The organism is Myxococcus llanfairpwllgwyngyllgogerychwyrndrobwllllantysiliogogogochensis (assembly GCF_006636215.1).
In the GTDB taxonomy this organism is placed as follows: Bacteria; Myxococcota; Myxococcia; order Myxococcales; family Myxococcaceae; genus Myxococcus; species Myxococcus llanfairpwllgwyngyllgogerychwyrndrobwllllantysiliogogogochensis.
In genome coordinates, this window is the sequence record NZ_VIFM01000074.1 from 24223 (window position 1) to 43401 (window position 19179).

The following is a 19179-nucleotide window of genomic DNA, read 5'->3' on the forward strand; positions in this document are numbered from 1 at the left end:
ACCAATCAGGGAAAGAGGTCCCTCCCTAAATGGGTGCGGATTCCGAGCGTGGTTCAGGCCGCGCGCTTCGCGGGTAGCTCCCAGACGAGCAGCCGCCCGGAGCTGTCGCGCACGGTGGCGACGTCCTTCGACATGATGCGGGACAGCGCGGGCTCGGCTTCGATTGCCGGTGCCAGGTCAGGCGTCACCTCGCGCATCGCTTGCCGCATCAGTTCTGCCTTGCGCTCGGCCGCGTCGTGCAACCGCTGCGGGTCGTCGGCGAGCAGCTCGCTAATCAGCTCGTCATGCACCATGAGGACAAGCCGCGAGCCATAGAGAGGCGAGCTGCGTTCGACGTACATCTCGCGACTGACGCGCCACATCGCGCGCTTGCAACCGACGGCCCCCAGGCCCTGAAAGGGCGTGTTGAGAATCTGGGTGTAGCCGCATGCCCCGCGCAGGATGTTCGCGCCCGGAATCATCACGTCGGCGAACCCGCCCCCGTAGGTGCGCGACTTCGCCCGGTGCTGTAGCTCGCGCTGCTCGGGCCACGCGTTCAGCCACTTCTTATCCAAGTCCTTCGCGACCTCGACGCACGCCCGGCAGACCATCTTCGGCTTGCGCTGGACGGTCACGACGACTCGCTCGACACCGCAGACGTCTGCGCGCTTTGCCAGCAGGCAGAACGAAACCCGGTCCTTCGCGCGCGCGTTGTAGACGAGCGAACCGCCAGTCATCCCGCCGCCCTTGCCGAAGTTGAGAATCTTCGCGAGCTGGCGGAAGGCGACCGCGACGGGGTCCTTCGCTTTGACCTTCGAAAGCAGCTCGTCGTAGTTCGCCCCGAGGAACTCGGCCGCGGCAAGGGTGTGAACGTCGAGCCCACTGTTCAGGGCGTCGGCCATCTTCGAGAAGCCCAGCTCCCAGATTGCCCGCTGAGCCATGGTGCGAAGCTCAAGGCCGCCGTAGTCGACCGAGCAGTAGACGAACCCGGGCCGGGCCTCGTGGACCTCGCGAATGCCGCCCTTCTGGGGGAGCTGCTGGTAGTCGCTGGAGACGCGCGTCGTGGACACCAGCACGTTGAAGCGCGGGTTGATGGGGAGCGCGGTGCCGGCCTCGACCACGTCCAGGTAGGTCGACTTGTACTTGTCGACGCGCCCGCTCTTGCCTAGGTCTTCGAGGAGCACGTCACCCGAGCCGAGCAGCGTGTCACGGTCGGTCGCGACCTGGCCGTCAGGGAATCGGTCGCTGGGCGCGGTGACGGGAGGCTGCCCGTCATAGGCGGCAGTCACGAGCGCCGCGAGTCGCTTCGAGTCCTTCGTCCCGTCGTCGCGGTAGATGCCTGCCGCCTGGAACTTGGCCCGGTTCTCGCTCCACTCTCGCTCGACGCGCTCACGGAGCTGGGCCACCGACGCGCCGTTCGTCCGCAGGCCCCAGATAGAGGCGAGGTGGAGCGCGAACGCGGCGCGCATCTGGTCGGCTTCGGCATGCAGGTTGCCGCCGTTGGGCGTCTCGCGAGCGATGGCTTCCTGCCGGAAGTAGACGTCGAGCGTGTAGCGAGCGTCGCGCTTCGGGTAGTCAGCGGCTTCCTTGGGCCAGCGCTCGACAGGGACGCCGTCGAATTCTCCGTAGCGGAGGCGCCATGCCTTCGGGTTCTTCTTCTCCTCGCTGATGTCGAGCCCCAGGTGACGCTGCACGAGGAGCGCGAGCGGGTAGCGGGCTCCCTCGTCGTCGTCGAGCTTCCGCCCCGTCGACGGGTCAACGCCGTACATGCCCCGAGCAATGTCGATGAGCGCTTCGCGAATCTGGACGCAATGCAGGCGACCGGCATCGAGCGCCGCGAAGATGGGCGCGACAAGGCTCGGGTCGTCCGCCGCCATCACTCCGAGGTCGTAGGGGAGATTCGCGCCGACGAGATGCGTGTCAGGTGCGGTAAGGACCTTGCGAAAAAACTCCCGGGCCTGGGCCTTGTCGAGTAGCCGTTCGCTACCGGGTTCGCGCGTCGCGATGCTGCCGCAGACGAGAGGTGGCGCAAGCAAGCCGGGCTGAATCAGCCACGTCTCCGTGTCGAACGACCAGACGTTCACGGGATGCCTTGTGGAAAGGGAGAGCGGCCCGTGTCGTGGGCCATCCGCCGACGGAAGAGCGCCGCCGGACGTCAGGTCAGTAGAGGGCGTCGGCCAGCGCGGGCAGCTTGCTCGCCTTGCGGGCCTGCTCGACCTGCGCGAGCTGCTCGTTGTTCAGCTCGACATGGGACCAGCGATAGCCGCTGATGACCTTGCCGGCGTGGCCCTCCTTCGCGGGGAGCTGCTTGGGGAAGACCTCGCAGCGAATCAGGAGGTGCGTGCCGGCCTGCCGCTCGTCGAAGAACTTCTTCAGCGCGGCCGGGTTGGCGAACTCGTACTCGTCAGCACCAACGAGCGTCATCAGGAAGGACTTGAAGCGCCCGCCGCCGCCCTTCTTCGCGTCACTGAGGTTCTCGACGTAGTCGACCGTCTCACCGGCCCGGCTCGGCGACTCGCCACCCGGCAAGGGGTCGGACTCGCGGACCTTCAGCTCGGCGATAGCTGCGTCCCCCTTGAAGCCCTCCTTGGTGCGGATGACTTCCACTTCGAGCAGGTATCGCCCGAAGCGCGGATAGCGCCCGCCCGCCGCAGCCTGCGCGGTGGCAATCTTCGTCAGTGCGTTGTTCATGTTACGTGGGCCCTTCGGCTTGGGTTGCGTCAGCGAGGAAGTGTGCTGACCCCACGTAAATGAGTGCGGATTCTGGGAGTGGTTCGGACTGGGTGGTCTTATGTACCCAAAAGACGCACCACTGAAGCCGCTAAGTGTTTAGTGAACCGAAAAGCAACGCGCGCCGTTGACACCGTTCACAAACGGTTGCATTCTGTTGACGAAGGTAACAGGGTTCGCGCATGGAGTTGGTCGGTATCTCTGAAGTCGCAGAGCTTGCAGGCGTCACTCGGCAGGCGGTTGTCAACTGGCGCGGGCGGTACGTTAACTTTCCTCAGCCGCTAGCAGATCTCAGAAGTGGTCCCGTGTGGAAGCGGGATGAAATCATTGCATGGCTTAAGCAAAAGGACGGAAAGATGACGAAGATCATTAGCTTCATCAATTTGAAGGGCGGCGTAGGAAAGACGACGAGCACTGTTGCTATTGCCGAGTTCCTGGCCGATGAGCATCGGAAAAATGTTTTGGTGGTCGACCTCGACCCTCAGACCAATGCCACTGTTGCCTTGATTTCTGAAGAGGAGTGGCAGCGGCGTGACGATGCTGGTCAAACCCTGAAGCAGCTCTTCAAAGACAAGCTCGAAAAGACGAACGTCTTTAATGTGAATGACGCCATCGTTCGCAATGTGTCAAACCTTCATGGTGGAATCCCACGGCTGGCGCTTCTCCCGTCAAGCCTTGGGCTGATTGAACTCCAGGATCAGTTGGCGTTGATTCCCGGCGGCAACTTCTATGCCATTAGTCCAGTCGATGTGCTCGCAGGGGCGCTGCGCCCAGTTCTGGATGGCTTTGATTATGTATTGATTGACTGTCCGCCCAATCTCGGAATTATCACTCTGAATGGCATTGGCATGAGCAATGGCTATGTCATTCCGGTGGTTCCGGACATTCTTTCGACCTACGGCGTTCCTCAGATTTTGAATCGAATAGAGACATTTGCCAGTACGAAGGGGATCTCCGTTCCTTCGAAGGGGATCATTGTTAGCAAGTATCGCGTTCAAAGCGTTTTGCACAACTCCCGACTGAGTCAGATGCAACAGGCTGCGGCAAGAAACGAACTGCCGCCAGTATTTCCAACGGTGATCCCCGAAGCCGCAAAGATTGCTGAGGCTGTTGATTTTGAGGCCCGGGTCAATACGTTGCGTCAGAAGTATGGCTACGGAAACAACTACGAAAGATACTCTGAGTTGACGAAGGACTTTGTGAGGCTATGCTGAAGGGAAGGCAACTGCGTAGAGTGGCCCATGCACTGGTCGACGTGGTTTGCGAGGAGTTTATTCGAAATCCAGAGTTTGCTGGCCGTCTGGAGTCGGTGCTTCGCGATGCTTATGCAGACACGTTGTCCACTGAAGATAGGCCAGTTCGGCCAAAGAAGCCAAAGAAGCGGCAGTTGGTCGACCCCTTTCAAATCCTATCGGATAAGGGTGCGCTGGGGTTGCGCGCTTTTTTGCAAGCACTACCCATTCAAGACTTGAAGGGTATCGTGCGTGCCCACCGCCTCGACCCATCTCGGCTCAGTGACAAGTGGAGGAGTCAAGAGCGTCTTGTCGATTTTGTCACCGAGCGCGTTGAATCGAGAGCTAGGCAAGGAGATGTATTTCGCCAATATGGAGCGCGGCAGTCGGGGGCGCACACCCCAACGACAGGAGAGCAAGTAGCTGGCGCTAGCCTGTCAAAGCCGGAGGATAAAAAGGATCAGGGCCCAGGACGTGTTTAGTTCGCCCTGAGTTCTATTGGCTTGCTGGTATGGGCTATTGCGTCTGGGGCGATGTCTCATGACCCGCCCCGTCGTAATGCGCGAAGCACAGTTTCTGCGGTGTGCCTTCGGTCTGTTCAATGAACCGCGCGAAGTCGCAGGCCTTCTGGAAGGCCCCGACCAACTCGGCGGTGTGCTGGTACAGCTCCACCTCGACGTCGTCGGCAAGCTGCCCCTGTCGATGGCATCGGCCGATGGCCTGTTCCCACGCGGCGCCATCGGCTGGCGGGTTCACGAACAACATCCGCGAGAACATCGTCAGGTTCTTCCCGGTGCCGTGCGCGCGGAGTGACGCGACGATGGAGCGCTTCCCACTCTCCCGGATGATGGTCGCCGACGCTTCCGGGCCACCGCCGTAGAAGGGCACGCCCGCCGCCTTCGCGATGCGCTCACCCAGTTCCGGGAACTCCATCCACACGATTCCCGGTTGCCCCTTCCGTAGCGCCCACTTCGCCGCGTCGTTCACGATGAAGTCGGAGAGCCACACGGCTTCCGTGACGTGGACGACGCGCTTGTGAATCTCGCCCCAGGCGGGCCAGGAGTGCGCGCGCCACGTCGGGAGGTCGCCGTCATAGGGCGGGGACTGGTGAGCGCGAATCGCGGCACGGACGAGCAGGCCGGGGGAATCGAGGTGCTCGGCGGGGCGCTTGAGGCGCTCGCGCAGCTCCCGGTTGAACTCCTGCCGGCGTGAGAACCAACGAAGAATCAGCTCGGGATCTTGCGGCGTGCCCTGGATGGCCGGGTAGCGCCAGCGATGGAAGAAGCCGCTCGCGAGCTGCCGCGCGCAGACGACCCGTTGCAACTCGTCGACGAACTCTTCGCCATCGGGGCGTTGCCCGCCGAGCGCCGTCTGAATGTGAGCAAGCAGCTCGTCGGGCACCTTGCCCGGGTCGCGCGTGCGGATAGTGAGCGACATGCCAACGGCGCTCTCGTCGGTTGCCACGACACCCGGCGTCGCGTTACGCCACCGCCGATAGGCATCGCGCACCCGTCGGCGCTCGCGTTCGGCTTCGTTCTCACCTTCGAGCGGGGCGAGTGGGTGCGACGGGTCGACGAGCTTGAGCAGCTCTCCAGGAGGCGCGGCGACGAGCCCCGGGTCCAGTGCCGACGCCCACTCCTCGACGACGTGGTGCTTGAGCGGGAGCGGGCTGCCGTCCCGTAGGGCGTACTCCGCGAGGTGGGCGTAGTCCTTGACCGTTCTCGTCGCCAGCGTGCCCGACTGGGCCACGAGACGCGTTTGGGGGTGCTGTTCCAGGTAACGGAGGAACCGGCCCGTGCGTGCGCTCTTCCGGTCCTTCAGCTTGTGGGCCTCGTCGCAGATGATGAGGTCCGGCCTGACGCGCGTCAGGAGGTCCGTGCCTTCCTGGGTTGAGAACTTCTCGTAGGTGATGACGTGGAGAACCGGCAAGCCAGGTCGGAACCACCGGCCGCCTGCGAGGTTGGGCAAGCACCAGTGCCCGCCGTAGAACTGCCAGTCGACGTCGAGGAGCTGGGGGCGCAGGTTGGACGGCAGGAGGAGCACGGCGACCTTGCACCCGGGCATTGCGAGCGGAAGCAGGAGGTCAATCAGCGTCTTCCCGTGCCCTACTCCGATGGGGAAGAGCCCGCCACCCGTGCGCGCGGCTTCCAGGAGGGCAAGGCGCTGGATGGGGAGCAACGAGGACGGGCAACGTTTCCCGAGCGTCCCGCAGACGCAGGGCGTTCCAGGTGGGGCGCGCAACGAGGCTTCCAGCGTGGCGAAGTCAGCCCTGCCATAGCTCGCCGCGAGGTCCCGACGCGGGAGGCTGAGCACGCGAGCGAGGTCTGGAGACCAGCCAACGGGCTGACCCTTCGCGATGGTGGCGCGGTCGCCCGTGAGCTTCGCGAGGGTAACGGGCGCAACGGTAGCGGGACGCTCGGCAAGAGGCGCCGCGCCCGGGTTCAGCCGGTGGAGAAGTCTCATGCTGGGAAGGGCAAGTGCCCCGCCAGCCGAAGCCGACGGGGCTGGTGATGTGCCGTCAGCGGATGCCGCGAACGACCACGTCGAAGGACGGTTCGAGGGCTTCGACGATGACCTGCATCAGCTCCGATTGGGCGACCCCGAGCGCGGTGTAGATGCCGGGAGGGGGCAACTCGACACGCGCGGCCATCGCGAGCGCGCCACGCCACTTCCCGAACCCGAGCGGGGAGTCGGAGCCCGCGAAGCGCACATCGTCGACGCCTCCCGCCTGGGCGACCTTGTGGTGCATGTCGTCGACATAGCCAGTGAGCGACTCGGGGCGGGGCCCGTCATGCTTGGTCGGCACGCAGTCAACGAAGAGAACACGAAGGTCGCTCGTAGCCTGCGCGGGCTCTGGAGCCTTGCGCGGGCGCCCTCGTCGCTTCGGCGCGGGCTGCTCGGCGACCTCGGGGGCCATCTGCACAGGCGCGGGCTGCGGCGCGTCGGGAGGCAGGACGGCGGGCAGGTCAACCGCGGCGTCGGTGGTGGGGACGGATTCGGAAGGCTTGCTGAGCAGCTTGTCACGCAGGGACATCGTCTTGTTCTCTCCTGTGAGGCACTTCGCCATGAACGGACACCCGCCGTACTTCGTGCAGGCGGGGCCGTAGTTCGCGGGCACGTCGGAAGCGCGGGCGGCTTGCGCGTGCGTCTTCATCGCTTCGACCTGGGGCTCGACCTTGGTCCGCCACTCGCGCGCGATGTGCTCGACGGGCACCGACGCGACAACGGAGGCTGCAAGGCGCTGGCCCCGGGTCTGGTAGTAGAGGTGCTCCAGCTCCAGCTCGCGCACGCCCGGGAAGCGCTCGGCCTGGCTGAGCGCCCACGCGCCATAGCCGACCATTTGCAGGCCGGGTTCCGTGTTGGCGTCGGCGAGCTGCTCGGGCGTCGCGGCGTTGCTCGCGATGTTGCTCGTGAACTTGTGGTCGGTGATTCGCAGCACGCCGTCAGTGGCGAGGTTCCGCGCGTCGACGAGGTCGATGAAACCGGTGAACGGGATGCCGCCCGCAGTTAGTGGGGGGGCACCGTCGAGAGGCTGTTCGACGAGTAGGTCGGGGCCGGGAGTCGGCAGGAGATGGGCACCCGCCTTCGCGAACGCGCCGAGCACGTCTTCGCCCGTCGACAGGTAGTGCTCAAGCTGCGCGTGGCCCTCGGTGCCGACCTGCTGTGCCCCCGTGCTCGGCTCGGGCAACCGCAACACCTTGGCGAAGTACCAAGCACGGGGGCACAGCTTGTGTTTCTTGAGCTGGGACACGCTCAAGCGCTGGATGACCCCGGCGATGACGGAGGGGCTGTTGCTGGGGGCTTCGAGGGAGGGCGTCACCCTCTCTAAATGAGTGCGGCTTCCGGGAGTGGCTCAGCCCAATTTCGGCCCAACGAATTCCAGAGCAGCAGCGAAAGAGAGGGCATAGATAGGCATCCCTCTCGGTTCAACAAGAGGCCACGCTTAAAGCATGGCCACGTACCCTTCTTGGCGAAGCGACAAATAGGGGGAGCGCGCTGTCTTGAAGGTGTGGCGTTGAATTCAGGGCGAGCGCCTCAGTCCCGATAGGTCGTGGCGACCGCTAGGAGCCGACGGCCCCTTCGACGTACTTGCATGCATCGCTGACTGTGTGAATGAGTTCGACGTGCTCATCGGGGATTTCGATTTCGAACTCATCTTCGAAGTGCATGGCGAGCTCGATTAGGTCTAGCTCATCCATTCCCAAGTCGTTAATGAGATCCGCACTGTCGGTGACGCTGGAGGGGGGGACGTCGGCCTTCTCTGCGATGATTCTCTTTACTTTTGTGCAAGTACTCGAAAGCCCAGCCGTGACTTGCGTGGTGGAGGCTTGCGTGGACGCGAGCTGGCTGGGTGAGGCGCTCCCCGTGGTTGAGATTAGCAGCGCGGCGAGAAAGCCTAGTGCGGAATGGCGAGCAATGGAGTGGTGCATGGGGCTCCTGGATATGGGGGAGGCTATTCTGATGGATCTGCATTTGTGGTCAAGGGAGTTGGCATAGTTTGCAGTGTTTTGGTTTCCGTGGCGGGTCGGTGAAGATGTTGTGAAGAGAGGATGGATTCGGCCAGCCGTGGCGGAAACACGGCTTGCCCCGCCAGCCCATGTACTGTCCGAATTTATTTGTGTGACGCGCTTTCGTTTGGTTGGACTGCTCTCTACGGCCTGAATGCCCTTGGCCGCTCGCCGTGCTTCTCCGTAGGCGCGTCCTTCAGCTCGTCCGGCAAGTAGTAGACCAGCGGCCGTGTCCCATCCCCCATCCGCCGCTGGCCTCGGGTGAAGTGCAACGACTTCAGCGCCGCCCCAATCTCGCGTGAGAACCGAAGGTCGACCTGAGCAGGGTGGAGCGCGAAGGCTTCCACGCCGACCTGGAGCAACGTCACGTCCGAGGGCCGCCTGTCGGCCGGCATCTCCAGCAGCCACTTCAGGATGACTTCCTTCCGGCTATCCCCATGGTTCTCCATGCGCAGGGCGGCCTGCTGCTCGGCCCCGGCCGCCTCCTCGTTGCTCAGCCACCAGTCCTCGCCCTGGTGGAAGCGCACGACGGCTTCGGCCCAGATTTGGTCACGGTCGCGCGCGAGCCCCTCGGTGTCGATGCGAGTGCACTTCACCGGCCAGAAGCGGCGATGCCCCGTGGGGTCTCTCAGGTAGTCATCGTCGTTCGTGGTCCCGACGAAGATGCACCGACGCGGGCTCTTCACGTTGGCGCGTCCGTAGGGAGGCCGGTAGGTGTCCTCAACCCGGGTGATGAACGCCTTGAGGGCCTGGTCCTCGCTCTTGCGGAACGTGCTCAGTTCGGCCAGTTCGATGAACCAGAACTGAGAGGCCAGCATCGCACTGTCCTTGCTGGTGACGTCGATGGTGGCGTCGCTGAAGTACCTGCCGCCCAGAATCCGGAACGCCGTCGACTTCCGGAGGCCCTGGGGCCCCTCCAGAATCATGACCGTGTCGACCTTGCACCCAGGGCGCAAGGCACGCGCAACGGCTGAAATGGCGAACTTCGCGCCGACGGCCCGCAGGTAGTTGGGCTCCCCCCGCGCGCCGAAGTACGTCACGAGCAACTCGTCGAGCCGCGGCTTTCCGTCCCAGACGAGTTCCGCGAGGTAGTCGGCCACCGGGTCGTAGCTGTTGGCCTTCGCCACGGCGAGGAGCTGCTGCGCGACGACGTGCGCCTTCGGCATCAGGCCGAGCTGCCCGTACTTGCTGAGCTGAATCCAGTTGGCGACGAGCACGTCGAGCGTTTCCAGGTCCACGCTGGGGCCGAGCGGGCTGGCTTCCACTTCGAGCCCCTTCGTCACTTCGTTGAAGCGGAAGACGCCGCGCCACTCGGGGGACTTGAGAAGCACCGTGAAGACGTTCGCCTGGCAGTTGCGAATGCGCTTGCCGCCGTCCTTCGTGGTGTCGAGCAGCAGCTCCCCCACCCAGGCGTCGGGGTCCGGGGCGTCTTCCTCGAAGCCAGGGGCGTCGATGGAGAGCGAGGCAGGCGTGCTCCCGCCAAGGGCCTCCCAGATGGCGCGGTTATCGGCGAGCTGTGACGCGTCCCGGGCCCGACGGCGTTCCTTGTGGCGCCGCAGCTTGAAGAGGGCCTGCTCGCACAGGTGCTCCGTCCCTTCCTGCCAGTCCGTGGCCGCGAAGGACGCACGGAACAGCTCGACGATGGCCGATTCCGGCGTGCCGAGCGGCAGGACGAAGGCCGCGCACGACATCAGGGCGTTCAGGGCGTTGTCTTGCCCGCCGATAGGGGCCAGGGGCTCACCGGCAAGGGCCCGGCGCACGAGGGCAACGTGCTCGGGCTTCCGGATGCGCCGCAGGAGGGCCCGCAGCTCGTACAGGTCGGCCGGAGCGTCGTCAGGGGGTGGGGGAGTAGCCGGAAGGCCCGAACGTGCCATTGCGAGCAGCCCGTCGACGTCCAGGGGCATTCCCTCGGCACTGAGGGCCATGGGCTCGACTCCCTCGGGGGCGTCCGGCAGGAAGTAGAGGCGCGCCAGGTCCTTCGTGGCCGGGTCGGCCGGGAGGTCGAGGAGGCGGATTGCTGCCTCACGCACGGACGGCCACTCGCGCGGGAGCACGGGCCGGGACAATGGCATCACCAGTCGCAGGCAGTAATCCTCGGGCGGGCGATTGCTGTGCGTCGAGTGGACCGCGAAGGCCAGTCCCCGGCTCCTGACGGCATCCAGGCAGGAGAGTTGCGGCGAGGTGAGGTGGTCCAGGTCGAACACGGCCACGGTGACGGCGCGCACGTTCTCGGAGCGTCGTCGCTCGACGATGTCGACAGGGCTCCATGCCGGGCCATTCTTCGCAGGGCAGCCACGAGGGCAGGGCGACGTCGGGCAGCGGCTGCGACGGTGGGCGACGAGCTTTGCTGACAGCTCGGGCCACGAGAGTTCCGCGACTTGCGGCACGTTGTCTTGAGCGGACGCGTAGAAGGCGACCTTCAGCCGGTGGGCATGAAGGGGCGAGGGGACGGGCTTCGGGGCGAGAACGTCGAGTGGTTGGTTCACATCGACGTAAATGCGTGCGGATTCCGGGAGTGGCTCAGGAAGTCGCGAGAGGCTCAGGGACAGAGGACGAGTCGTGTGCATGCCCCATGTAGATGCGTGCGACTTCTCGCCGTGGCCCGCGTGCTCGCTTTGTTCGCCGGCAAGAGGGTGTCAGCTCGTCACTCGTCAAAAACGCTGGTTTGCTAAACCCCTTAGCTCCCCCTACCTCTTCTCCTCCCTTATACTACTTCATCATCTTCTTCTTTAGAGAGAGATAGAGAGTAAAGAGAAGAGAGGATAGACAGTTGACTAGCTAAGGTCGGTCCTGAGCTGAGGTAGCTACTTCGGGCTCGACTCGCCCTCTACCGCTGCCGCTCGCTTCGCTGGGCCACGGTGAGAAGTCACACGCATTTACTCGGAGACGGCGCTCATGCCGTTGGGCTGCCGCCGTGCGGTCCTGTTCCGAGGGGCGATGTGTCACCGTGACTGAGACTGTCTGTGAACTGCGATTGGGCGGCATGCCGCGTGCTCCTGGAGTGGCGATGTTTCACTCGCCCACTTGCTTCAGGGCCAGCGCTGAGAGGGCCGTTGCACGGTACGGGTACGCCACTGAGGCAGCACAGCAGACTGTCCTCGTGTCGCGCATCATGCAGGCCCGGGAGGATGAGGATGCCGCCCTGGAGCGACGCCTGTCCGCCGAGCTACTCAGGTCCGTGCGTCCAGTCATCCGCCGCGCCGTCGGAAAGTGCCTGTCGTTCGCGGGCACGCTGTCCCCTGAAGATCTCGAACAGGTCGCAGTGATGGCCGTGCTTCGCACCGTCGACAAGTTCGACCCTACGAGGGGCCGGCAGTCGTTCGGCGAGGTCGCGTACTTCCGTGCGAGGACCGCATGCGAGCAGTACGCGCGACTGCACGCGAGCGACGTCCACCCGAGCGATGGCGCGCATAAAGGCCGCACCGTTCGTTCAACCACTTGCACCGGAAGTAATGCCATTCGAGTCCAACGCATAGATATACCGTCTCACTTCTCGGACGGTGCCCTGGGCTGCGACCCGTTGGTCGATGCGCTGGAAGCCGCACTCGGCGAGAGGTCGGGGCGAGATGCCGACGACGAGACGCCCGAAGCCATGCTGCTGGCGGCTGAGCGTCGAGCCCTCGTGTTCGAGGCCGTGCGGCAGTTGGCCTCCGAGCAGCGAGAGTTGGTGTCGCGCGTGTTCGGCATCAACCGACCTGCTCAGTCCGTGCGCTCCGTGGCCGAAGCATGGGGCGCGCCAAAGAGTCGGGTCGACAGGATGCTGGCGCGTACCCTGGTGGAGCTGCGCGAGCTGTTTGTGGATGCGAGGGAGTAGCATGAGCGTCAGCTCAAGTCTGGGGGCAACACTGTGAAATTCAGGTTTGCTACCTAAAATAGAAGACAGGCTCACTTGGCAGTAGTTCGACACCCTTGAGCGGGTCCGTGTCTGGGTGATGGAAGATCCAGCGGCGGGCCTTGTAGGCGACGAGTTCATTCAATTTCGCCCCTAGCTCAGGGCCTATCTTACTTCCAAGTCGAAACACCTGCTCTTTGAGCTCATTCTCCCATGAGAGGCACAACGAGAACCGTGGTGATAGTGGCATCTGGACTTCATCTGCCGTTGCCCAGCCGCGACCGGAGAAAAAAGTCGGGGGAGTTGGTTTCGACCACATCACTACTGGAGTGTCGGACGTGAGAAGGCAAGGGTCGCCGTGGTCGCTGAGAAACCACCGGCGTTTAAGCATGATGTCCGCGAGTTCGGGAGCCAGCTTAAGCATTACGTTAATTCTTCTGTTTTGATGCGGCGTGATGGTGAAGTTGTTTACGTTTTTGAAGATGAGTTTTCGGGCGGCAATCTCCTCTTCAGTCGGTTCGCGGCCTTCTCTCCGATGGAACGTTTCGATGATCTCCTCTCTGGTTGCGTTAGAAATTATTTTCTTGGTTAGTACGTCGACGACTTGTCCGTAGCCTTGGAGGGTTTCGTCTCCACGAACGCACTGAAAGCCGATGAATAGGGCAATTGCCTCCCTGTCTGTGGGAGAGGGAGGGAACTTGCCACTGAGAATGTTTTCAATGGCTGCGGCTGCATTGCTTTCAATGACGCTCAGGAGTCCCTCCACGTCTTGCATTCGTCCGTTGTTCGTCTCGACGGCATAGTAATCCGTTTGAACGCAAGCCTTCTTTATATCAGTAGAGACTCGCTTCTTTTGATCACGAGAGACCATGATGATCCGGCGCTTATGGTCCGCAAAGCGCTTGAGATGCATCTGAGGCACGAGGTGATGGCGGCGGGGTTCAGACATAGTGCTAACAGCCTAACGGAGAATTGGACGCCGACTGCATGGCTCCTAACCTCATGGGGCCACTGCTCGCTTGGGGCCGTGTGGGCGGGTGTGGTTTTTGGTGCGGTTGAACTCTCGCCTGGGGAGCCCCCCCGTGATTATTTCCTTTCGCGGGCCGGATTCTGGCTTGCTCGGAGCGCCCCCACTTTCAGAAAATTTTGGGAAAATCCGCTCGGCGGGTCGATGTGTGCACTGGGGACCCAAGAAACTGAATCGATGGGCGAACCAGTTCCGTAAGTCGCACGCATTTAGGAGTTGTGGCCCCTCCTACAAAGCTCACGCACGAGCTGATTAAGACATTCTGCGACCATCTGCGAAGTGGGCTCTTCCGCCGAGCAGCGGCAGGACTCTGCGGCGTTGAGGAACACTCCGTTTCCCGCTGGTATCACCGGGGTGCAGGAGAGGCGCGAGGGCTCTATCGCGAGTTCTTCACCGCAGTGAACCGGGCGGAAGCCGAGTTCATGCAGGGCGCGACGGAGACGCTCCAGGCCGCCGCCACGACGAACCCCAAGCACGTCCAGTGGCTCCTGAGCCGTCGGTTCCCTGAGCTGTACGGCCGACGCGACAACGTCGAGACGAAGAGCCCCGAGGACCAGACCGCCGACACCGCCGCGCTGCGTGAGCTGCTGATTGACCGGCTGGGGAAGTTCCTTCCCGACGAGCCTCCCGCGCCCACCGATGCCGCCACGCCCGCGCAGCCCAGCAACGAAGGGGGCGAGTGATGCGAAGCGTGCTCACAGGGGCCTGGGGGAAGTTCGCCGAGGGACTCGCACCCCACGAGTCGCCCGCGTCGAGGATGGTCCAGACGGCCGGCTCCCGCGTGCAGCTCGCGAAGCTGTTCGGCGGGCTCGACGACAAGGAAGTGGAGCTGCTCGTCTACGACCTCGACTTCTGGGCGCGGCGCGAGCAGACCCCTCCGGACAAGTTCTCGACGTGCTTTGTCATGGCCGGGCGCGGCTTCGGCAAGACGTGGTGCGGCGCGCGGTGGGTCATCAAAAAGGCGTGGCAGGCGAAGAGCGTCGGGGCGCTGATTGGCCCGACGGCGGCGGACGTGCGCGACACGATGATTCGCGGTTCGTCCGGCATCCTGGCCCTGTCGCCTCCGTGGTTCACCCCGAAGTATGAGCCCTCGAAGCGGCGGGTGACGTGGCCCAACGGCGTCTATGCCATCTGCTACTCGGCGGATAAGCCCGACCGACTGCGCGGCCCGAATGCCGGGTGGGGATGGGGCGACGAGCCCGCTTCGTGGAAACACGACATGGCGGCCGTGGACCAACTTCCCCTGGTGCTGCGAATCGGCACGCGCGAGGACCCGCCGCAGCTCCTCCTGACGGGGACGCCGCGCCCGCTGAAGAAGATTGAAGAGCTGCTCTTCGCGAACGCGGAGACACAGGAGTTGAAGCCGGGCGTCGTGCTGCGCACGGGCTCGTCGCTGAGCAATGCCGCCAACCTGGCACCCACCGCGGTCGCGAACATGCGGGCCTTGGCGGGTACGCGTTGGGGCCAGCAAGAGGTGCTCGGGCGGCTGCTCTTTGATGTGCCTGGGGCCATCTTCGGCTCGGCGAAGTGGAAGCGCGTCGACACGGACCCGCACGAGTATGCCCAGCAGTTGGACAGGCGAATCGTCAGCGTCGACCCGAGTCCCACGAGCGAAACCGGCTCGGACGAAACGGGAATCATCGTCCAGGGGTGCAAGTCGAGCGCGCTCTTTGGGGCAGACAACGTGCCGCTCAAGCGCGTGTCGGTGCTCGCGGACCTGTCGCGTCGGGCGAGCCCTCGCGAGTGGGCGACGACGGCCATCCGCGCCTATCTCGAATGGGGCTGTGACGCGCTCGTGGTGGAGGTGAACACGGGCGGGGAGATGGTGGAGACGCTTATCAGCACCGTCGCGGGCGAGATGGGTGTCAGCGTCAACGTGAAGCCCGTCCGGGCGACGAGCGCGAAGAGCAAGCGCGCCGAGCCTGTGTCCGCCCTGGCCGAAGCGGGCCGCGTCGAGTTCGTCGGGACGTTCCCGAAGCTCGAACAGCAGCTCAGCAAATTCACCGGGGTTAACGGCCGAAGAGATGATCGCGCCGACGCCTTCTGTTGGGGCGTCCACGACCTCGTGTTCGCCGAGCAGTTCTTCGCGGTGTGAGGTTCTCCATGGGGTTGTTGGACAGGATGCGCGCCGCGCTGGGCGGTGGTGCGAAGCGGAAGGGGACGGGGCTGGAGCTGAGCCGGTGGGCTTCGGCCCCGCCGCGTCGGGAGGTGCCCGCGCTGCTCGCCGCATACGCGGAGATGCCGTGGCTGGGGACCATCGTCGACACGGTGGGAGACGCCTTCGCGGATGTGACGTGGCGGGCCTTCGTGCGGCAGGACCCCACAACGAGGAAGGCGCTCGTCGACGTGTCGCTGCGGCGGGCCTGCGGTGACGTGCGCCGCGAGCGGTTGAAGTCGCTCGTCGATGGGGCCGGTGCGGTGGAGCTGCCGGACCATCCCCTGTTGCGGCTGCTCGCGGACCCGAACGACTACATGACGGGCCGCGACTTCGCGAAGCTGTTCTGCCTTCACTACGACCTGGTGGGCGAGTTCTTCGCCGTCGTCGAGGAGGTGGCCGGCGTCCCCGTGGGCTTGTGGCCGGTGCCTCCTGATTGCGTGCTCGCCCTGCCGGACCTGAGCAAGCCGAAGTCAGAGCGCACATACACGGTGACGGCGGGTGGTCGCATGTTCTCGCTGCCCGCCGCGAGCGTGGTCTACGTGAAGCGGTTGAATCCGGCAGACCCGCTCGGCCGCGGCATCGGCATCGCCTATGCGCTCGGCGACGAGGTCGACACGGACGAGCACGCCGCGCGCTTCACGAAGAATGCCTTTTTCAACAACATGCTGCCGGGCGCGGTCATCGCCATTGAGGGGTTCAACGAGGGGCAGGCCGGGCCCGCGAGGGCCTTCAAGGAAAGCCTCGCGCGCGAGTACGGAGGCCCCGCCAACGCCGGCCGGGTGATGATTACGAGCGGCCGGACGACCTTCGCGCGGCTCGACACTCCGTTCCGCGACATGCAGCTCGTCGAGTTGCGCCGCTTCCTCATGGACTTCGTCCGCATGGTCTACCGCGTGCCCCCGGAGATTGTGGGCGACGTGACGAGCAGCAACAAGGCGACGAGCTATGCCGCGCGTGAGCATCTCGCGGAACAGGCGACCAAGCCGCGCGCGGAAGTCTTCCTGGCCGCCATGCAGAAGCATCTGGCTCCGCGCTTCAACGACGATGTGCTGCTCTCCTACGACTCGCCCGTACCCGCCGACCGTGAACACCGCCTGCGGGTGATGGGCACGCTTCCGAGCGCCTTCACTTTCGACGAGTGGCGCACCGAAGCGGGCTTCAAGCCGCACCCCGAGCGCCATGGGTTCGCGGAGCTACTTCCCGGCCAGAAGCCCAACGAGCCAGGTCAGACGCCAACGCCCGCCGAGGGCAGCTCAGCGGAAGCAAACGCGGAAGCTGAAAAGGGCACCTGAGCCACTCGCGGAATCCGCACGCATTTACAGGGGGAATGTCTGTCCCAATTGCACGCTCCCTGAGTTTGAGCGCCGTCCGAAAGGACGCGGCGACGTTGAGTGTCGTCGAGTCCATCGGTGGTCGACGCATCTACAAGTTTCGAGCGAGTGACGGTGACTTCGACCGCTACTCCGACCGGCTCAACGTGAAGGGCTGGCGCGTCGACGGCTACAACGCGAACGGCGTCGTGCTCTTCAACCATGACGACGGGGCCGAAGCGGCTTCGTCGGGTGCCGAGCCGCAATTGCCCATCGGCAAGGGGCGCGTCTACGTCGAGGGCGACGCGTTGATGGTCGACGTCGAGTTCGACGACGAGGATGAGTTCGCGAAGAAGGTCGAGCGCAAGGTCGCAAAGGGCATCCTGAATGCCGTCTCGGTTCGTTACCTCATGCTCCCGGGGCAGTACCGGCAGAACGAGCGGGGCGGCTACGACTGCGACGCGCAAGAGCTGCTCGAAGTCTCGGTGGTGACCATTCCAGGCAACGCGCGGGCCGTGCGCGCGAAGTCCTTCGAGGACGAAGGCGAAGACATCGTCGAGCGGATTGCCGCGCGCGTCGTTGAGTTGCTCGACGCGCGTGCCGAAGCGAAGTCGACGGACGACGAAGAGCCCGAGACGGAAGAGGCCGCCGAGCCCGCGTCCGAGACGGAAGTGCCGCCTGCCGAGCCGCCGAAGGCAGACGACGAGGAAGACGACAAGGCGAAGGGTTTCAACGCCTCCGACGCGGCGAAGAGCTTCGTCGAGGCATTCAAGAGCTACATCCGAGGAGTGTGAGGGAATGACTCGCGAGCAGGTTGCGGAGATGGTGAAGGCGCTGGGCCCCGAGGTCGCGCGAGAGCTGATGGACGCCGCAGCTCGGAGCGCGCCGGGCCGCATGGAGTCGGGCAAGGGGCCGCTCCCGGGTGGCGTCTATTCGAGCCCCGAGAACCTGGGGGCGTTCGCGAAGAGCGTCATCGCGGCGGGACGTCGCACGGGTGCCGTTGAGCTGGTCGACGCCGCGAAGCGCTTCGGCAACGCCGATGTGCAGAAGGCCGTCCAGCTCAGCAAGTTCGACTCGGCCGGCGTGCTGGTGCCCATCCAGCAGAGTGGCGAGGTCATCGAATTCCTGCGGCCCGAAGCGGCGCTGCTCAAGCTTGGCGTGCGCACCCAGGCGTTCAAGGGGGAGTTGCACCTGGGCCGCCAGACGGGCACTTCCGAATTCAGGTGGGTCGGCGAAGGCGAGACGGTGCCAAAGAGCGCGCCCAAGTACGGGAAGGTCGTGCTCAAGGCGCACAAGGGCATGGTGCTGGCCGACATCAGCAACGACTTGCTGCGGACGCCGGGCGTGGGTGATGCGGGCGTGGGCGAGGACATCCGCGCGACGGTGGCGGATGGCCTCGACGACGCGGGCTTCAATGGCGATGGGACGGGCGCGGCGCCGAAGGGGCTCTTCGCGCAGCTCGACGCGGCGCACGCCTTCGCGTCGACGGGCACCACTGCCGCCGCGTATCTGGCTGACATCGACAAGGCGGTGGAGCTGCCGCTGACTGCGCATGTCCGCATGGGCAACGCGGCCTGGGTGCTTCACCCGACGCGGGCGACGGCGCTGCTTCAGCTCCAGAACTCCGGAGTCTGGGTGTTCCGTCAGGAGATGCTCGACAAGGGCACGATTCGCGGCTTCCCGTTCGTCATGACAACGCGCGTCCCCTCGGCGCGAATCACGTTCTCGGCCGACTGGCGTCAGTTCATCTACGGCATCGACGAGGACCTGATTCTGTCGGAGCACGACACGCGGGCCGAGTTCGACGAGACCACCGTTCGCGCCATCGTGAAGGCTGACTTCAAGGTCCGCCAGCCGAAGGCGTTCAGCTCCATCACCTACAGCACCTGAGAGGCCCCACCATGAACGCCAATTCCACCGACGCGGGTGTGCTCGTCGGCATCCGCTCCGGCACCGTGCCCGCCGCCGTCGGCGCGGGGACTCGCAACAGCGCGGCCATCGACCGTATGGGCTTCGACTCCTGCGTGCTGACGGCCTCGACGGGAGCTGCTTCGGGCACGCCGACGGCGGTGTCGCTCGCCGCGAAGCTCCAGGAGAGTGCCGACGGCCAGACTGGGTGGACGGACCTGCCCGGTGCGGCCGTCGATCCCCTCACGGCCCCCAACGCGGTGGCCCGGGTCAACGTCCGCCTGTCCACCGCGCGGCGCTATGTGCGTGTCGTCGAAACCGTCGCGCTCACGGGCGGTACGGCTCCCACGCTCGGCGCGTCCAGCCTGATTGTGCTGTGCGGCCCGGACGAGATTCCCGCCCCCTAGTCCCACGAGACGAAGCCGGGGCTCCTCACCCCTCCGGACCCCGGCTTCGTCGCTCCTAGGCCCCCCTGAGCCCTGTCTCTTATACACC

15 protein-coding genes are annotated in these 19179 nt (G+C 64.6%); 8 read left to right on the plus strand and 7 right to left on the minus strand.

The features are described 5' to 3' along the window. Positions 1-53: 53 nt before the first annotated feature. Both FJV41_RS19885 and FJV41_RS19890 read right to left on the minus strand, forming a co-directional pair. On the minus strand, positions 54-2063 hold the full coding sequence (locus FJV41_RS19885; protein ID WP_141644088.1) for a DNA polymerase I: 2010 nt from the start codon (positions 2061-2063) through the stop codon (positions 54-56). 76 nt (positions 2064-2139) lie between these two features. After that, on the minus strand, positions 2140-2670 hold the full coding sequence (locus tag FJV41_RS19890; RefSeq protein ID WP_141644089.1) for a hypothetical protein: 531 nt from the start codon (positions 2668-2670) through the stop codon (positions 2140-2142). A gap of 221 nt (positions 2671-2891) precedes the next feature. On the opposite strand from FJV41_RS19890, the gene FJV41_RS19895 reads away from it, so the two are divergent. After that, a complete protein-coding gene (locus FJV41_RS19895; protein ID WP_220137876.1) occupies positions 2892-3923 on the plus strand; it encodes an AAA family ATPase in 1032 nt (343 codons plus the stop codon). 534 nt (positions 3924-4457) lie between these two features. On the opposite strand, the gene FJV41_RS19900 is transcribed toward FJV41_RS19895, so the two are convergent. From FJV41_RS19900 to FJV41_RS19915, 4 genes are all read right to left on the minus strand, one after another. Then, the gene (locus FJV41_RS19900) at positions 4458-6404 is read right to left on the minus strand and encodes a DEAD/DEAH box-containing ATP-dependent helicase (RefSeq protein WP_141644090.1); all 1947 of its coding nucleotides are present in this window, start codon (positions 6402-6404) and stop codon (positions 4458-4460) included. 55 nt (positions 6405-6459) lie between these two features. After that, positions 6460-7761, minus strand: a complete 1302-nt coding sequence (locus tag FJV41_RS19905) for a PD-(D/E)XK nuclease family protein (RefSeq protein ID WP_141644091.1) — start codon at positions 7759-7761, stop codon at positions 6460-6462. A gap of 241 nt (positions 7762-8002) precedes the next feature. After that, positions 8003-8371 (minus strand): acyl carrier protein, encoded by a 369-nt coding sequence (acpP, locus tag FJV41_RS19910; RefSeq protein WP_141644092.1) that lies wholly within the window; start codon positions 8369-8371, stop codon positions 8003-8005. Between the two features lie 221 nt (positions 8372-8592). Continuing rightward, positions 8593-10935 (minus strand): virulence-associated E family protein, encoded by a 2343-nt coding sequence (locus tag FJV41_RS19915; protein WP_246137293.1) that lies wholly within the window; start codon positions 10933-10935, stop codon positions 8593-8595. 614 nt (positions 10936-11549) lie between these two features. On the opposite strand from FJV41_RS19915, the gene FJV41_RS19920 reads away from it, so the two are divergent. Then, positions 11550-12263, plus strand: coding sequence for a sigma-70 family RNA polymerase sigma factor (locus FJV41_RS19920; protein ID WP_141644093.1), 714 nt, complete (start codon positions 11550-11552; stop codon positions 12261-12263). Between the two features lie 49 nt (positions 12264-12312). On the opposite strand, the gene FJV41_RS19925 is transcribed toward FJV41_RS19920, so the two are convergent. After that, positions 12313-13230, minus strand: coding sequence for a DUF4238 domain-containing protein (locus tag FJV41_RS19925; RefSeq protein ID WP_141644094.1), 918 nt, complete (start codon positions 13228-13230; stop codon positions 12313-12315). Between the two features lie 476 nt (positions 13231-13706). On the opposite strand from FJV41_RS19925, the gene FJV41_RS53755 reads away from it, so the two are divergent. Genes FJV41_RS53755 through FJV41_RS19955 form a run of 6 tightly spaced genes read left to right on the plus strand, consistent with a single transcriptional unit; the run spans position 13707 to position 19091 of the window. Continuing rightward, entirely contained in the window at positions 13707-13991 is a 285-nt protein-coding gene (locus tag FJV41_RS53755; protein ID WP_246137294.1) for a hypothetical protein, read from the plus strand. Next, positions 13991-15403, plus strand: coding sequence for a terminase large subunit domain-containing protein (locus FJV41_RS19935; protein ID WP_141644096.1), 1413 nt, complete (start codon positions 13991-13993; stop codon positions 15401-15403). The genes FJV41_RS53755 and FJV41_RS19935 overlap by 1 nt, the downstream gene beginning before the upstream one ends. An 8-nt stretch (positions 15404-15411) precedes the next feature. Beyond that, positions 15412-16758 carry a phage portal protein gene (locus FJV41_RS19940; protein WP_246137295.1) on the plus strand — a complete coding sequence of 449 codons (1347 nt, stop codon included), beginning with the start codon at positions 15412-15414 and terminating at the stop codon, positions 16756-16758. A 35-nt stretch (positions 16759-16793) separates the two neighbouring features. Continuing rightward, the gene (locus tag FJV41_RS19945; RefSeq protein WP_141644097.1) at positions 16794-17570 is read left to right on the plus strand and encodes an HK97 family phage prohead protease; all 777 of its coding nucleotides are present in this window, start codon (positions 16794-16796) and stop codon (positions 17568-17570) included. A 4-nt stretch (positions 17571-17574) separates the two neighbouring features. Beyond that, positions 17575-18666, plus strand: a complete 1092-nt coding sequence (locus FJV41_RS19950; RefSeq protein WP_141644098.1) for a phage major capsid protein — start codon at positions 17575-17577, stop codon at positions 18664-18666. Between the two features lie 11 nt (positions 18667-18677). Next, entirely contained in the window at positions 18678-19091 is a 414-nt protein-coding gene (locus FJV41_RS19955) for a hypothetical protein (protein WP_141644099.1), read from the plus strand. Positions 19092-19179: the final 88 nt, after the last annotated feature.

Bases quoted from the DNA above. Each gene is read 5' to 3' on its own strand.
- FJV41_RS19890 (WP_141644089.1), bottom strand. From the start codon at position 2,670: ATGAACAACGCACTGACGAAGATTGCCACCGCGCAGGCTGCGGCGGGC.
- FJV41_RS19895 (WP_220137876.1), top strand. From the start codon at position 2,892: ATGGAGTTGGTCGGTATCTCTGAAGTCGCAGAGCTTGCAGGCGTCACT.
- FJV41_RS19900 (WP_141644090.1), bottom strand. From the start codon at position 6,404: ATGAGACTTCTCCACCGGCTGAACCCGGGCGCGGCGCCTCTTGCCGAG.
- acpP (WP_141644092.1), bottom strand. From the start codon at position 8,371: ATGCACCACTCCATTGCTCGCCATTCCGCACTAGGCTTTCTCGCCGCG.
- FJV41_RS19925 (WP_141644094.1), bottom strand. From the start codon at position 13,230: ATGTCTGAACCCCGCCGCCATCACCTCGTGCCTCAGATGCATCTCAAG.
- FJV41_RS19935 (WP_141644096.1), top strand. From the start codon at position 13,991: ATGCGAAGCGTGCTCACAGGGGCCTGGGGGAAGTTCGCCGAGGGACTC.
- FJV41_RS19940 (WP_246137295.1), top strand. From the start codon at position 15,412: ATGGGGTTGTTGGACAGGATGCGCGCCGCGCTGGGCGGTGGTGCGAAG.
- FJV41_RS19945 (WP_141644097.1), top strand. From the start codon at position 16,794: ATGTCTGTCCCAATTGCACGCTCCCTGAGTTTGAGCGCCGTCCGAAAG.
- FJV41_RS19950 (WP_141644098.1), top strand. From the start codon at position 17,575: ATGACTCGCGAGCAGGTTGCGGAGATGGTGAAGGCGCTGGGCCCCGAG.
- FJV41_RS19955 (WP_141644099.1), top strand. From the start codon at position 18,678: ATGAACGCCAATTCCACCGACGCGGGTGTGCTCGTCGGCATCCGCTCC.